This is a genomic window from Haloarcula amylolytica, from assembly GCF_049705545.1.
GTDB classification, from domain to species: domain Archaea; phylum Halobacteriota; class Halobacteria; order Halobacteriales; family Haloarculaceae; genus Haloarcula; species Haloarcula amylolytica_B.
In genome coordinates, this window is record NZ_JBNAMU010000001.1 from 2,203,992 (window position 1) to 2,217,736 (window position 13,745).

At 63.5% G+C, this 13,745-nt stretch carries 12 protein-coding genes and 1 tRNA gene; 8 read left to right on the forward strand and 5 right to left on the reverse strand.

The window, feature by feature from the left end; genetic code table 11:
* Positions 1-15: 15 nt before the first annotated feature.
* Positions 16-1,824, reverse strand: a complete 1,809-nt coding sequence (locus ACOZ4H_RS11580; RefSeq protein WP_424329418.1) for an ABC transporter ATP-binding protein — start codon at positions 1,822-1,824, stop codon at positions 16-18.
* A gap of 148 nt (positions 1,825-1,972) precedes the next feature.
* Between ACOZ4H_RS11580 and ACOZ4H_RS11585 the strand changes: the two genes are divergently transcribed.
* The 4 genes from ACOZ4H_RS11585 to ACOZ4H_RS11600 all read left to right on the forward strand — a co-directional run bounded on the left by ACOZ4H_RS11585 (position 1,973) and on the right by ACOZ4H_RS11600 (position 5,249).
* The gene (locus tag ACOZ4H_RS11585; protein ID WP_424329419.1) at positions 1,973-2,269 is read left to right on the forward strand and encodes a PqqD family peptide modification chaperone; all 297 of its coding nucleotides are present in this window, start codon (positions 1,973-1,975) and stop codon (positions 2,267-2,269) included.
* Positions 2,250-2,687, forward strand: a complete 438-nt coding sequence (locus tag ACOZ4H_RS11590; protein WP_424329420.1) for a lasso peptide biosynthesis B2 protein — start codon at positions 2,250-2,252, stop codon at positions 2,685-2,687. The genes ACOZ4H_RS11585 and ACOZ4H_RS11590 overlap by 20 nt, the downstream gene beginning before the upstream one ends.
* A gap of 430 nt (positions 2,688-3,117) precedes the next feature.
* A complete protein-coding gene (locus ACOZ4H_RS11595; protein WP_424329421.1) occupies positions 3,118-4,032 on the forward strand; it encodes a hypothetical protein in 915 nt (304 codons plus the stop codon).
* Positions 4,026-5,249 (forward strand): nucleotidyltransferase domain-containing protein, encoded by a 1,224-nt coding sequence (locus ACOZ4H_RS11600; protein WP_424329422.1) that lies wholly within the window; start codon positions 4,026-4,028, stop codon positions 5,247-5,249. Before ACOZ4H_RS11595 ends, ACOZ4H_RS11600 begins: the two co-directional genes overlap by 7 nt.
* 78 nt (positions 5,250-5,327) lie before the next feature.
* Here the strand turns inward: ACOZ4H_RS11600 and ACOZ4H_RS11605 are convergent, their stop codons facing one another.
* A complete protein-coding gene (locus ACOZ4H_RS11605) occupies positions 5,328-6,893 on the reverse strand; it encodes a DUF790 family protein (protein ID WP_424329423.1) in 1,566 nt (521 codons plus the stop codon).
* Between the two features lie 129 nt (positions 6,894-7,022).
* Complete coding sequence (locus ACOZ4H_RS11610; protein ID WP_424330363.1) at positions 7,023-8,357, reverse strand: DEAD/DEAH box helicase family protein; 1,335 nt, start codon at positions 8,355-8,357, stop codon at positions 7,023-7,025.
* Between the two features lie 108 nt (positions 8,358-8,465).
* Between ACOZ4H_RS11610 and ACOZ4H_RS11615 the strand changes: the two genes are divergently transcribed.
* Positions 8,466-9,551 carry a right-handed parallel beta-helix repeat-containing protein gene (locus tag ACOZ4H_RS11615; protein WP_424329424.1) on the forward strand — a complete coding sequence of 362 codons (1,086 nt, stop codon included), beginning with the start codon at positions 8,466-8,468 and terminating at the stop codon, positions 9,549-9,551.
* 95 nt (positions 9,552-9,646) lie between these two features.
* Positions 9,647-9,717, forward strand: a tRNA-Pro gene (locus ACOZ4H_RS11620).
* Positions 9,718-9,985: 268 nt separating this feature from the next.
* Here ACOZ4H_RS11620 and ACOZ4H_RS11625 read toward each other — a convergent pair.
* Together ACOZ4H_RS11625 and ACOZ4H_RS11630 are read right to left on the reverse strand one after the other, a co-directional pair.
* Complete coding sequence (locus ACOZ4H_RS11625) at positions 9,986-10,267, reverse strand: hypothetical protein (protein ID WP_424329425.1); 282 nt, start codon at positions 10,265-10,267, stop codon at positions 9,986-9,988.
* Between the two features lie 63 nt (positions 10,268-10,330).
* On the reverse strand, positions 10,331-10,609 hold the full coding sequence (locus ACOZ4H_RS11630) for an ArsR/SmtB family transcription factor (protein WP_424329426.1): 279 nt from the start codon (positions 10,607-10,609) through the stop codon (positions 10,331-10,333).
* Between the two features lie 313 nt (positions 10,610-10,922).
* Here ACOZ4H_RS11630 and ACOZ4H_RS11635 point away from each other — a divergent pair, with 313 nt between their 5' ends.
* Together ACOZ4H_RS11635 and ACOZ4H_RS11640 are read left to right on the forward strand one after the other, a co-directional pair.
* Positions 10,923-12,389, forward strand: coding sequence for a DUF4397 domain-containing protein (locus ACOZ4H_RS11635; RefSeq protein WP_424329427.1), 1,467 nt, complete (start codon positions 10,923-10,925; stop codon positions 12,387-12,389).
* Between the two features lie 103 nt (positions 12,390-12,492).
* A complete protein-coding gene (locus ACOZ4H_RS11640) occupies positions 12,493-13,743 on the forward strand; it encodes a mandelate racemase/muconate lactonizing enzyme family protein (protein ID WP_424329428.1) in 1,251 nt (416 codons plus the stop codon).
* Positions 13,744-13,745: the final 2 nt, after the last annotated feature.

Here is a 13,745-nt window from a genome sequence, read left to right on the forward strand (position 1 = left end):
ACAGGTGAGAGCGGCTCAACCGCTGGAAGACTTCGCGGCCGCCGTTCCCTGCATCGCGTACAACTCTGCGTACGTCCCGTCGTCGTCCAGCAGTTCGGCGTGGCTGCCCCGTTCTGTGACCTGCCCGTCCTCGACGGTGTAGATTCGGTCGGCGTTAGAGACGGTCGAGAGCCGATGGGCGATTGCGATCACGGTCTGGTCCCCGTCGAGCGTCTCGACGGTTCGATGGATTTGCCGTTCCAGGTTCGAGTCGAGGTCGCTGGTGGCTTCATCGAGTACGAGTATCTCTGCGTCCGTCAGCAGCGCGCGGGCCAGTGCGACGCGCTGGCGTTGCCCGCCGGACAGTTTCACGCCGTCGTCGCCCAGCACCGTGTCGAGCCCCTGCGGGAGGTCATCGAGAAATTCGAGGACGAGGGCCTTCTCGGCGACCTCGTACAGCGTCTCGTCGGAGAATTCCCTGCCGACGGTGAGGTTGTACCGCAAGGAGTCGTTGAAGATATGCGGGTCCTGTCGGACCATCGCAACAGCGTCACGCCATTCGTCGAGGGCATAGGTCGAAATCGGCGTCCCGTTCGCCAGAACGTCACCGCTATCCGGCGCATAGAGCCGAGTGAGCAGCGAGACGACTGTCGATTTGCCACCACCGGACTCACCGACGATGCCGACGAACTCGCCTCGCTCGACAGCCATCGAGAAGTCCGCAAGCACTGGCTCGTCCTCGTAGGCGAACGAGACGTTCTCGAACGCGACTTCCTCGATGCGGTCCGGGACTGACTGCCCGTCAGTTGGCTCCTGTTGGGATTCGAGGCGGTCGATGAACTGGTGCGTTCGAACCAGATGTGGTAGCTCTCCCTCGATGGCGTAGACGGTGGAACTGAGCGAACTCAGTCGGGGCGCGAGTCGGAGCATCGCAAACAGGAACACGCCGAGCTCCGCGATTGACAGCGACCGGAAACTGATTGCGACGTAGACGAGCCCAAACAGGAGCAGCGAGACCGAGAGCCGATAGAGGCTACCGATTGCGACCTCGTTCCGGCGAACAGCGATGCTCGTCGAAGTGTATCGGTCGAGCGTGGCCCGGAACTCGGCAAGCAGTCCGTCGCGCATGCCGAACAGCTTCACGTCACGGATACCCTGCGTCCCCGCCTGTGTTGTCTCCTGCAGCCGTTCGTTTGCCGTCGCCAAACGGTCGCCAACGGCGTACCCGGGCTCGATACCGTATCTGATGAGCGCCGTGACGCCGCCGAGAGTGACAGCCGCACCGACTGCCAGCATCGGTGCGATAGCCAGTGCGATTCCGATGTACACCAGACAGAGGATTCCCTGTTGGAAGAACTGGATAATCCGACCGATGACACGGCCGGCATACCGAGTCTGTGTCAGAATCGTGTTCATGATGTCGTCGGACCCCTTGTCGTCGTAGTAGGCAACCGACGCGCCCATCGCCAGTTCGTAGGCCCTGTTCTTGAGATCGCGTTCGTACGTCTGTGTAAGCTTCGCTGCGAGCCATTTCACCGCAAACGATGCCGTGTACCGGACAACCATCACGCACGCGAGGCCGACCAACATGGATTCGAGCGTGAGCGGCAGTCCAGCGGCGGCATACGCGGAAAGGAACTGACCGGTAACGCCGTCCGCCTGTAGCGGGAGGCCCTGCCCCGCCTGTGCGGCGTCGAGTATCGGAAACAGGAACGAAAGGCCAACGCCCTCCAGTAACATCACGAAGAGGCTGGCGGCGACGATACTCCCCGTCAGCGCTGGACGATACAGCGCCACGCGCCGCAGCGATGCGTATTTTTCACCGACGGAGGGGGTATCAGCCATTGTTCCGGATGCGGGTTCTATGCCACATAGTTACCGACTCACTACGGTCGGGCAATGCGGGAGCGAAGGGCGCGTCTCCCGGTAGCCAGGGTTGCGACGGTGACGAAAAGAAGCCATAACAAATGGTGTGCGTATCGCCGATATCCACATGGTAGCGATAGATTCCGGGTCGACCGTCGTAGCAACTGACAACTGTGTCACCACGACAATCGACGGCGAGATAGTGCTGCTGAACAACGAAACGGGGCGGTACCAGGGCCTGTCTGGGGCCGGCCCGGACATCTGGGACCGGATTCAGGAACCGACGGTGCCAACGGAAATCGTCTCGGCACTGGTCGAGGAGTACGATGTCGACAGGGACCGAGCGGCAAACGACGTGGATCGCTTCCTGGAAACGCTTGCCGCGGAGCAACTCATCAAGGTCGATGCGAGCCCAACTCCGTGAGTTCAAAGCGTTGCCACGGGCGCGGAAACTGTTGCTCTGTGAAGCTGCGGTACTGGTCGCGGCGAGCAAAACGCTGCTTACATTCGCTGGGCTGGAGACTGCAGAGCGATATTTCGGCACTATCTCTCAGTTCCTGCCGTGTTCTCGTCGGTCGGGATCGCCGGCATCAGTCCGCTGGGCGGTTTTGACAGCGGCGACGTATCTCCCGGGCACCTACGATTGTCTTGACCGGGCGCTCACAGGCAGCACACTGCTGGTGGCCAACGACCAGCCGCATCGTCTCCGCTTCGGTGTTGATACGCGGTCCGATACTTTCGAAGCCCACGCCTGGATCGAGTCGAACGGTGACGTCCTTCTCGGGGATGTCGACGATTTCGGTCGTTTCCGGGCACTCACGGAACGGGAAGTACGTGGCTAACAGATAGTAACCATTCTATTCTGTTGTGAATTTAATTAGAATAGATATTATAACAAATACACTAATTCCTGTAGCCGAGGATGGGGTAACCCATGAAGGAATACGAAACGCCGTCGGTCGAAACGTACGGTACTGTCGAAGAAAAGACGAACTGGGGCGACTACGACGACGGATACGGGAAGTGGAACTAGCGTCCACTGACGGTCCACATACATAGCTGATTCTTCTTTTCAGTTGCACTCGACTTTTGGCTCACCCGTTCAGTAGACATATCGCGACGGTTCTCGTGGCTATGCGTTGGGAGTAGAGAGATCATTCTTATCCACCATCACAGTCAAGCGGCCTGGTATGGACCAGGGGTGTCGTAGATGGGGTGTGTATCAGGACGGACGGAATCAACGGGCGTCGACACAGGGAGGAAACTAGCAGGATGGCAACGTCAAACGCAGCCACGTACGAAGCCTTCGGGCTGACGGTCCGCTCGGCTTTCGACGTGCCGGAGCTCCCGCCCGCTGAACCGGCGCCAGGTGAGCAGGCTGATATCACTATCACTGAGGAGCGGATCCCCCGTCCGCTGTCCGCGGACCCCGAATCGACCTTTCACGCGATAACCGAGCGCGAGTACTACCTTCTGTATGACGCCGCAACGGTCAGAATCCTGGACGGGAAGTCCATCGCTGTAGACCCGGCCCCGGACGTGCCCAGCGAAGTCCTCCGGCACGTACTGATCGGCCCGTCATTGAATCACCTGCTGGACCAGCGGGGGTACTTCGTGCTGCACGCGAGCACTGTCAGCGTCGACGGGCGTGCAGTGGCGTTCGTCGGGGAGTCAGGAGTCGGGAAAACGACGACCGCTATGGCCTGCCTGGTCAACAAGCATCGCGTTCTGAGTGACGACGTGGCGGCGATAGCACTGAGTGATGCGGGACCAGTCGTCCGGAGCGGATATCCCTCGATAAAGCTTGACCCGGCAGCGGTCGAAGCGTTCGACCCTCCGGTCGAACCACCGGAACGGACCCATGACGGACGTAAACGGCACTTCTACGGACTCACACATGACCAGCCCGCGACCCCGGTGCCGCTAGAACGCATCTACCTGCTCGAAGACGGGAAAAACATCGAGATGGAAGCGGTCAGGCCAGATGAACAGGTCATGGCGCTCGTGGATAACACGTACACGCTGGGCGCGCTGGAAGCCGACGGCCGGGCTGTGTCCAATTTCAGCGCCTGTGGGAAGGTTGTCGACATGACCGATATAAAACGGCTCCGCCGTCCGCGCGATCTCGGTATGCTCCCGGAGGTCGTAGACCGGATTCAGTCTGATCTCGAGAGTGAGCCATGCTAACGGAGGCTGAGCCCGAATTCCAGTTGGTAGTCGACTGCGCTCGTACCGCAATCGTCACGGACGCTTCCCCTGAGCCTCCCGCGCTGGATGCCGCGCCTGACTGGGACCGCGTTGTTGAACTCGCCCGCTATCACGGCGTCGTGCAACTCCTCTATCAGGGGCTGGAACCGATGGCACACGAGAGTGGTGATGAGTTCACCGTGCCAGAGTCCGTGTTGACACGACTTAGCAGCACAGTACAGGGAAAGCGGATGCGAAATCTCGCGTTCACGACCGAGCTACAGGAGATAATCGAGCGTTTTGAGACGCGCGGTGTCCGTGCGATACCGTTCAAGGGACCGGTGCTTTCGGCCGCCACCTACGACGACGCAACGGTGCGCGAGTACAACGATCTGGACCTGCTCGTCCATTCGGAAGATATCACCGTTGCCGCGGATATTCTGGAAGAACGGGGATACGAGTGGCGCGGGGGCACGCCGCGATTGGACGACGCCGCGCTGTTGGGCGGTCCTGTGACGAAAGCTATCGTTCACGAGTACGAGATGCGAGGTCCGGAGTTCGACGTGGAACTCCGCTGGCGCGTGGGCGACGCCGAGCGGCCGTTCTCCCCACCGTTCGCTGAACTCTGGGACCGCCGCGACACAGTAGCGGTCGGCGGCCAACCGCTTCCGGCGCTTGCGCAGCCGGACCGGCTACTCGTGCTGGCGTTCCACGGAACCAAGCACCGCTGGTATCTCCTGAAGTGGCTCTGTGATTTCGTGGCGGCGCTGGAGTCGACGGAAGCTGACTGGCCACACGTCCTCGCTCGGGCGCGGGAAGCCGGCGTCGAGCGGAACCTACTGCTCGGGGCCGCGCTCGCCCGTGATGTCTTCGGGTACGCTCTCCCAGCGCCGATACTGGATCGCCTTCGTACGGACGACCGCGTCACCGAATTAGCCAAGGACGTCGTCGAGTCGCTGGCCACTGGGACGCCACAGGCGCCCACACGGCTCGAAGCCGCCCGGTTTTACCTGGCTGCCAGCGATTCGGCGACTGCGCTGGTGCCGTTCATACTGTTGCATTCGTCACTTCACCCGACCTACTCGGAGTACCAATTTTGTCCGCTCCCCGGGCCGTTGCATCCGCTGTACTACGTCACCTGGCCGTTCCGACTCCTCCTCGAAGCGCCACGGTGGCAGCGACAGCAGTCTGAGGAGTCACGAAACGAGCTGACCTGAACGGCGGTCGCTCCCGTTCATCGCGCTGAGGACCTACTCTATGTGGGAGCCGGACCCCCGCTGTGTTCCGCAGGCCACTCACTCCCGCAGCTGGATTGTCCCCTCACCTAGCCCTGCCCAGGCGACGCGGTAGCCAAGGCGTGCGAGGGCGGCGCTGTCGTCCTCGATACCGTAGTCGGCCAGTCTGTCGCTCGCCGTCTCGTAGGCCATTCCGGGCTCGATCTGCTCGGCCAGGTCGTCTAACACGGCAGGCGAAACGAGTGTGCGCCCGACGCGCTCGTGGTCAGGATAGGCCACGTCTTCCAGCGCGTCCTCGCTGACGCCGTACTCGGCTGCGAGGTCGGCGAGCGAAATGACTGCGGCGTCCGGACGCAGTTCGTCGGGGATGTCCGCGGCGCTCTCGCGCACCAGTCGCTCCTCGTAGGGCCGCAGCGCGTCCCGCACGTCTTTCACGCTGACCGTCCCGGAGTACGGGATCGCTCGGGTCTCCGTCGCTTCGATGTCTTCCCCAACGCCGAGAGACTCGTCGACGGCGACCAGCATCTCGACATCCTCCAAGGCGTCGAGGCGGGTGAGTTTCTTCTCGACGTACTCCGGCGTCCAGAAACCCATAATTTCGAAGAAAACGCGGAAGGGCAGGTCACCGTCGGTCCCGTCGGAGCCGGCCCGACGCCCCGTATCCCACACCCCGGTATCAGCGCCGGGTCGCCACTCGAAGGCGAAATCCGGGATGACGACGTGTTCCCCTGCCGCTAGAGGCTCCGGTTCCCGGATCAGGTCCCAGTCGAGGTCCAGCGCGGCGAATCGACCGGCGAAGTCGGCTTCGACGCCGCTGTCGTAGCTGATCTCAGTTACGGGCTCGACTCCGGGAACGGAGACATCCGCATCTGAAAGGGTGAGTTCCCGCTCGGTACCCCGGTCGTCGATGGTCGCCGTCAACTCCCACTCGCTCGCGACCGCGACCGTCCGAAGGAGGCGAGCGAAGCGGGTGCCGTACCGGCGCGTGTTCGAGAACAGCGCGTCCGGGCCCGTGACCACGACCTCCCGACCGCTTTCTGTCCGCCGGATCTCGTACATCAGCCGGAGGCGTTTGACCGCCGAGACGAGCGTGTTCGGGTCTGACGAGCGGACCCGAACCTCGGTCGCGTCGAACAGCGCCGTTTGCGCCAGCGAGAGGTTGTACTGGGTCCGCAGTTCGGCCGGCCCCCAGCGCGAGTCGACATCGGTGAGAATCTGTCGTGAGTCGCGGTCGGCGTACAGTGCGTCGGCCAGCGTCTCAGCATCCGTGCCGAAGTGGTCGGCCGCCTCGGAGAGTGCCTGCTGGCGCTCGGCCTCGGTCACGACGCCGATGTCCGCAGCGGCTTCGAACACCCGACGACGGGCGCGGACAGGGTCGACAGTGGCTTGCGTCCCGAAGGTCGCCTCCCGCTCGACGAGTTTCGCCAGCCCGCGGACGAGTTTGAAATCGTCGGCCTCTCGCTCTACGTCTGTGAGTGCCGCCTCCAGCGTCCCGCGGGATTCGCCGACGTGACCCTGATAGATTCCGAGCACGCGGGCCGCCAGCCGCTCCGCGTCGGCGTCGGCGAACTGCAGGTGGTAGCCGCCGCCGGCCCGGGACACCCGCAGGAGGTCTTTCGTCAGCACACGCGTGTGTCCGCCACGGAGCGACAAAAACGCGGGGTGTCACGGCGACCCATTCAGCCGTCGGTGGTCGTCCGGTGTCATCCCGACGGGTGCCTCTCCTCGAACGTGGCTTCGAGGCTGCGCCGCCCGCTATCTGCGTCGTCTGGCGACCCGCTCTTCCGCGGTCTCCTCAGTAACGAGCTCGTACAGCAGCGCCCGCCCGCCGTCGGCTTTCGGCCGGAGGATTCGTCCGAGCCGCTGGGTAAACTCCCGCTCTGATCCGCTCCCCGAGAGGACGACGGCGACGTTCGCGTCGGGCACATCAACCCCCTCGTCGAGGACGTTCGCGGTCACGACCCGGGAGTATGTCCCGTCGCGGAACCGCTCTAAGATCTCCCGACGCTCGCTCGCACCGGTCTCGTGTGTTATCGCTGGAACAAGGAATCGCTCGGAGAGGCGGTACACGAGGTCAGTGTGGGCGGTGAAGACGATGATGCGGTCCTCACGGTGGCGGTCCAGAATCGTCGCCAGCCGGTCGACCTTCCGCTGGGCGTTCATCATCACCTCGCGGGCGCGCTGTTTCGCCAGCAGGGCTTCGCGGGCCGCCGGGTCGTTGCCGGACCGTTTCACGAGTTCCTGGTAGTCGCTCCCGGAGCGGAGCTGGATGTTGGACTGTTTGAGGTAGTCAGTGAACGTCCCCTGGTACTCCTCGTAGCGGTCCCGTTCGTCCGGCGTGAGCGAAACCTCGATTCGCTTGATGTCATAATCCGCAAGATGCTCGCCGGCCAAGTCGTCGACGGCGACTCGCTGGACGAGCGGCCCGACGAGGTCCTCGATAACCTCGTGGGCTCCGTCCGGGCGCTCGAACGTCGCCGTCAGCCCGAGCCGTGCCGGCGCGGCGAGCAGCCGAGCGATGTCCCGATACCCCTCCCCGCCGAGGTGATGGACCTCGTCGAAGACGACGAGCCCGAACCGATCCCCGAGTTCGTCGGCCCGCAGGTACGCCGAGTCGTACGTCGACACCGTGATGTCCTCGACGCGCTGTTCGCCCCCGCCCATGCGGCCGACCGGCTGGTCGAACTCCCGCTGTAGCTCACGCTGCCACTGCTCCAGCAGGTCGATAGTCGGGACCACGACCAGCGTCGGCGTCCCCAGCGCGACCATCGCCGCGATGCCGATGACGGTTTTGCCGCTCCCCGTCGGGAGTTCCAGACAACCCCTGTCCTCGGCTTCACGCCAGGCGTCCAGCGCCGCCTGCTGGTAGGCCCTGAGGTCGTACGCTGTCGAGAGCGACAGCGACGACAGGGAGTAGACGGCGTCCTCGTAGGCTATCCCGCGGTCCTCCATCGTGTCCACGAGTTCGGCGTACCGGTAGGCCGGCGCTCGGGCCGTCTGCGTGCGCCCATCGTACTCGACGCCGGGCAGGTCCGACGGCGGGTCCCCCGTCACGCGGATGGTCCCCGACTCGTACGTCAACTCCAGCACAACCCGGAGTTCGCCGGTCCGGCCGATAACGCTTTCGCGGGCCGCTGTGGGCACCACCGGGTGAAATAACAATACAGTTTACGTCCGTTCGTACCCACTGTTCCTAGTATGGACGACACGCGTACACGATCAATTGCCCTCTTGCTGTCGGTAGTGCTGACCCTCGCCGTGGTACCGGCGAGCGTGGCAGGAACACAGACGGCACAGGAGACACTAACCGTCGACAAAGACGGGAGTGCCGACTACCGGTCGATACAGGCCGCCGTGGACGCCGCAGATAGCGGTGACACCGTCGAAGTCCGGCCGGGCACCTACTACGAAGAAGTCAGAGTCAACGAGAGTATTACCCTTATCGCACCTGACCGGGCGATACTGGATGGTTCGCGGTTCACCAACGGAACCGGCGTAACGGTGGCCGGCACCGCCGAACCGACCGTCACCGGATTCACTGTGCGGAACTACCGCTTCGGTCTCGTGGCCAACGGAACTAGCGGCGACTGGACGGTCACTAATACGACCGTTATCGCTGCCGATGTCGGCGTCTACGCACCGAACACGACTGGGAACTGGACCATCGACGACGCCGCCGTCGCCAGCACGACCTACAGTGGCGTGTTCGCCCGCGCGACCGGCGGCGACTGGACGATCCGTGACACCCGCTTCGTCGATGTCGGCGGCGACGGTATCGATGTCCGCAGGTCTTCCGGCGACTGGACGGTCGCAGCGGTCGTCGTCGACCGGTCCGGCGCGGACGGCGTCGATGCCTCCGGGACAACTGGCGACTGGACGGTCCAGAACACGGAGGTCCGTCGTAGCGATACCGGCGTCAAAGCTATCGACAGCGACGGCGACTGGACGGTGACCGACCTGACGGTCCGCCGGAGCGACACCGGCCTGGTGACCGCCTTCTCGGGCGGCGCGTGGACGGTCACTGACGCTACACTCAATACCCGCGATGTCGGTGTGTTCGCCGCTCGAACGACTGGCGCGTGGTCCATCCAGAATACGACCATTGAAAGCCGCCAACAGGGAATCCACGCGGTCAAGACCAACGCGTCGTGGACTGTCTCTGATTCGACTATCTCCGTGACCGCAGAACAGAATGCTATCGGTGTCGACGCACGATCCGCGAGCGAGGGCTGGTCGCTCGCTGACGTCTCCATCGAAAGCCCCGGTATAGAGGTCGCCGAGTGATGAGGACGCGCCAGCACCGTCAACCCCGTCACGGGCTGGCACTCTCGTCACCAAAGCGAAGCCCTTAATTAAAACACCCCCCTCTCACAGAGTGCGGGACCGTGGGGTAGCGGTATCCTCGGCGCATGGGGTGCGTCGGACCTGAGTTCGAATCTCGGCGGTCCCATCAAAACTTTTACCAGATGCCGACACCTGTATGCTTAGGTGTGCGAGCGTCCAGATTCCTCCATGTATCCGGCTGGCATTTAATCGTGCTGTAACTACCCTCGGTAATCATAATAAGTCTGCCAAGAAGCTACGGCTTCTGATAGAAATTCGGCGTCGTCAACAGTGGCCGTACCCACTCTGTGCGTTCGTTCCTGCGAGCCGACTCGTCGCAGACGGAGCCACGGACGAGGAGGTCCGGTGCGCAGCATAGGAGGTCGACGACGAAGTCACTTCCAGGTGAAGTACGTCAGCACGCCGATACCAATCGTTTCGAGCATCTGGAGGACCATCATCACTTGCACGGCTATCGCAGGCATCGCCGGGGCGGTGAAGTAGAAGTACAGGGCTACGGCGTTTTCCGCAAGCAGGAACGACGCGAACACGATAGAGCCCAGCGTCAATGGGGCGCGAATTTCGCGGTACGTCCGTACCCAGATGGTGATAAGGACACCCAGCAGCAGGATGTTGACTGCGGCGGCGATGCGGGCTCCGTTCAACACGAGGCTCATGGTGTTGGCTCCTGTGGTTGGTTTGCTCCCGTCGATCGTTGGCGGTATTGTGTCGTGGGCATGTCAGTCGTCCACCTGTGTGAGGATTTGTTCGACCGTGTCCCAGTGGGTCCTCGCTCGTTCACTGGGAAGATAGATAACGCCGTAATCGGCGTCGCTGCTGGTGATGACCCCGTTCTCTTCGAGGATATCGAGATGGTACCGGACTGTGTTGTACGCCAGGTCGAGATCATCGGCGAGCTGGTTTGCGTTTCGCGGCTGGTCGGCCAGCGCGCGAAGCACGCGGGCACGGTTGGGTCCTCCGCGGGTGCCTGCGAGCGTTTGCCAGAGGACCGTCTCCATTCTGGTCGCACTTCCGGTCGGGCCGGCAAGAATCCACCGACATACTGTCTGCGCGGGGAGGTCAGCGACTGAGAGGGGGGCAACCGGCGGCCGCGGGTCGCAACGCCCGTCGCTCACGCTCGGGACCGTGACTCACCCCCGAATCCGGCGTGACAGACCTATCTTCCATACTTACAGTTCTGCGAATGGTAGGTAAAACAGTTTCGGCGAACGCGAAATAACGACGGTTTCAAACTCTCTAGGCGGAATTGAGAGAGAATTGAGAGAGACTCACGAAATGTATTATTTGGCTGACAATCGCAGCAATTGATGGATGTCATCAGACACGACGCGACGACGGATTTTGTTCGGTCTCGGAACCGGCCTGACAGTCGGCCTCGCCGGCTGTAGCGGCGACGGGGGCGGCGGTGCCGAAGAGCCCGACACCGAGACGGACAGCGGGATGGACACGCCGATGGAGACGGAGACTGAAACCCAGACCGAAGAATCGACCGACCCGGGAACGGCGGCGGTCCGGGTGGCACACATGTCGCCGAACGCGCCGAACGTGGATGTCTACGTCGAGGGCGATGCAGTCCTCGAAGACGTGGCCTTCGGCGCGGTGAGCCAGTATCTCGACGTGCCCGCGGGCGAGCGGTCGGTCGAGATCACCGCCGCTGGCGACCCGGACACGTCGGTGTTTTCGGGACCCGTCCCGGTGGAAGCAGACACTGAGTACACCATCGCCGCTATCGGCGAGATCGGGGACGACGCCGACCAGGCGTTCGAACCGCTCGTGCTGGAAGACGACAACAGCGACCCCGGCGGCGACACCGCACGCGTCCGCCTGGTCCACGCCTCGCCCGACGCGCCGGCCGTTGACGTGACACTCGCGTCGAACGGGGACGCGCTGTACGACGGCGTCGAGTACGGCGGCTCCGGCTACGTCGAAGTGCCCGCCGGAGACTACACGTTGCAGGTCCGCGGCGACACGGAGGGCAACGACGGCGACGTCGCGGCGGAGTTCGACGTGAGTCTGACCGGCGGGGAAGTGTACACTGCGTTCGCGGCGGGCTACCTCACACCGGACGACGAACCGGCAGACACCCCCTTCGACCTGCTCGTCACGCAGGACACGGGCGGCGACAGTACGGAAACCGAAACGGAATCCGAGCCGGCGAGCGTCCGGGTGGCGCACATGTCACCCAACGCACCGAACGTCGACGTGTACGTCGACGGCTCGGCCGCCCTGGAAGACGTGCCCTTCGGCGCAGTCAGTGACTATCTGGACGTCCCCGCTGGCGCTCGAACGGTCGAAATCACTGCCGCCGGCGACCCGGACACGTCGGTGTTCGAGGGCGATGTGTCCGTCGAGAGCGGGCAGGCGTACACCGTCGCAGCCGCCGGTGAAATCGGTGACGAAGCGGACGAAGCTTTCGAGCCGCTCGTGCTGGCAGACGACAACGCAGCACCGGGCGCTGACACCGCGCGACTCCGCGCGGTGCACGTCTCGCCCGACGCGCCGGCCGTCGACGTGACGGTCGAGTCGACCGGTGACGCGCTGTTCGACGGCGTGGCCTACACGGAATCGGGTTCCGTCGAAGTGCCGGCCAGCGACTACACGGTTCAGATCCGGGGCGACACGGAGAGCAACGACGGCGACGTGGTGGCCGACTTCGACGTGAGCCTCGAAGGGGACCAGGTGTACACGGCCTTCGCTGCGGGCTATCTCTCGCCGGACGACGAGCCGGCCGACACGCCCTTCGACCTGATTGTCGCCCAGGACACGGGCGGGATGTAGCGGCTCAGGAGACGTCCTGGGCGCAAGCTGCCGGTATCAAACACGGTCGATCATGAGAGACCATTCCCTCTACACTTTTGTGACGCCGATAGCAAGCGGGGGTATGGGAAAGGCAAACGACGTAGACTACGCTGACCTGCACGACCCGAACGCAGAGTACACGATGCGGGAGCTCTCCGCGGAGACGATGGGGGTCACCGCCAAGCGCGGTGGCGGCCGCGACGTGGAGATCACCGACATTCAGACGACGATGGTCGACGGAAACTTCCCGTGGACGCTCGTCCGAATCTACACCGACGCGGGCATCGTCGGCACGGGCGAGGCCTACTGGGGCGCGGGCGTCCCGGAACTCATCGAGCGGATGAAGCCGTTCGTCGTCGGCGAGAATCCGCTGGACATCGACCGCCTCTACGAGCACCTCATACAGAAGATGAGCGGCGAGGGCAGCGTCGAGGGTGTGACCGTCACGGCCATCGCCGGCATCGAGGTCGCGCTGCACGACCTCGCGGGCAAGATTCTCGAAGTGCCCGCGTACCAGCTTCTGGGTGGCAAGTACCGCGACGAGATGCGCGTGTACTGTGACTGCCACACCGAGGAAGAGGCCGACGCCGACGCCTGTGCCGAGGAAGCGCGCCGCGTCGTCGACGAACTGGGCTACGACGCCCTGAAGTTCGACCTCGACGTGCCGAGCGGCCTGGAGAAGGACCGCGCGAACCGCCACCTCCGTCCGGGCGAAATCCGCCACAAGGCCGAGATCGTCGAGAAGGTCACCGAGGAAGTCAAAGACGAGGCCGACGTGGCCTTCGACTGTCACTGGACGTTCTCGGGCAGTTCCGGCAAGCGCCTCGCCGACGCCATCGAGGAATACGACGTCTGGTGGCTGGAGGACCCCGTCCCGCCGGAGAACCTCGAAGTGCAGGAGGAAGTCACCAAGTCCACGACCACGCCCATCACCGTCGGTGAGAACCGCTACCGCGTCACCGAGGAGCGACGGCTCATCGAGAACCAGGCTGTCGACATGATCGCGCCGGACATGCCGAAGGTCGGTGGGATGCGCGAGACGCGCAAGGTCGCCGACGTGGCGAACCAGTACTACATCCCGGTCGCAATGCACAACGTTTCCTCGCCGATTGCGACGATGGCGAGCGCCCACGTCGGGGCGTCTGTCCCGAACTCCCTGGCCGTCGAGTACCACTCCTACGAACTCGGCTGGTGGGAGGACTTAGTCGAGGAGACCGTCATCGAGGACGGGTACATCGAGATTCCGGAAGAGCCCGGACTCGGGCTCACGCTCGACCTCGACGCTGTCGAAGAGCACGTCGTCGAGGGCGACACCGTCTTCGACGAAGCGTAAGG

Excerpts from the sequence above, each read along its gene's own strand:
- ACOZ4H_RS11580 (WP_424329418.1), bottom strand. The coding sequence starts at position 1,824 with ATGGCTGATACCCCCTCCGTCGGTGAAAAATACGCATCGCTGCGGCGC.
- ACOZ4H_RS11585 (WP_424329419.1), top strand. The coding sequence starts at position 1,973 with ATGGTAGCGATAGATTCCGGGTCGACCGTCGTAGCAACTGACAACTGT.
- ACOZ4H_RS11590 (WP_424329420.1), top strand. The coding sequence starts at position 2,250 with ATGCGAGCCCAACTCCGTGAGTTCAAAGCGTTGCCACGGGCGCGGAAA.
- ACOZ4H_RS11595 (WP_424329421.1), top strand. The coding sequence starts at position 3,118 with ATGGCAACGTCAAACGCAGCCACGTACGAAGCCTTCGGGCTGACGGTC.
- ACOZ4H_RS11600 (WP_424329422.1), top strand. The coding sequence starts at position 4,026 with ATGCTAACGGAGGCTGAGCCCGAATTCCAGTTGGTAGTCGACTGCGCT.
- ACOZ4H_RS11615 (WP_424329424.1), top strand. The coding sequence starts at position 8,466 with ATGGACGACACGCGTACACGATCAATTGCCCTCTTGCTGTCGGTAGTG.
- ACOZ4H_RS11625 (WP_424329425.1), bottom strand. The coding sequence starts at position 10,267 with ATGAGCCTCGTGTTGAACGGAGCCCGCATCGCCGCCGCAGTCAACATC.
- ACOZ4H_RS11630 (WP_424329426.1), bottom strand. The coding sequence starts at position 10,609 with ATGGAGACGGTCCTCTGGCAAACGCTCGCAGGCACCCGCGGAGGACCC.
- ACOZ4H_RS11635 (WP_424329427.1), top strand. The coding sequence starts at position 10,923 with ATGTCATCAGACACGACGCGACGACGGATTTTGTTCGGTCTCGGAACC.
- ACOZ4H_RS11640 (WP_424329428.1), top strand. The coding sequence starts at position 12,493 with ATGGGAAAGGCAAACGACGTAGACTACGCTGACCTGCACGACCCGAAC.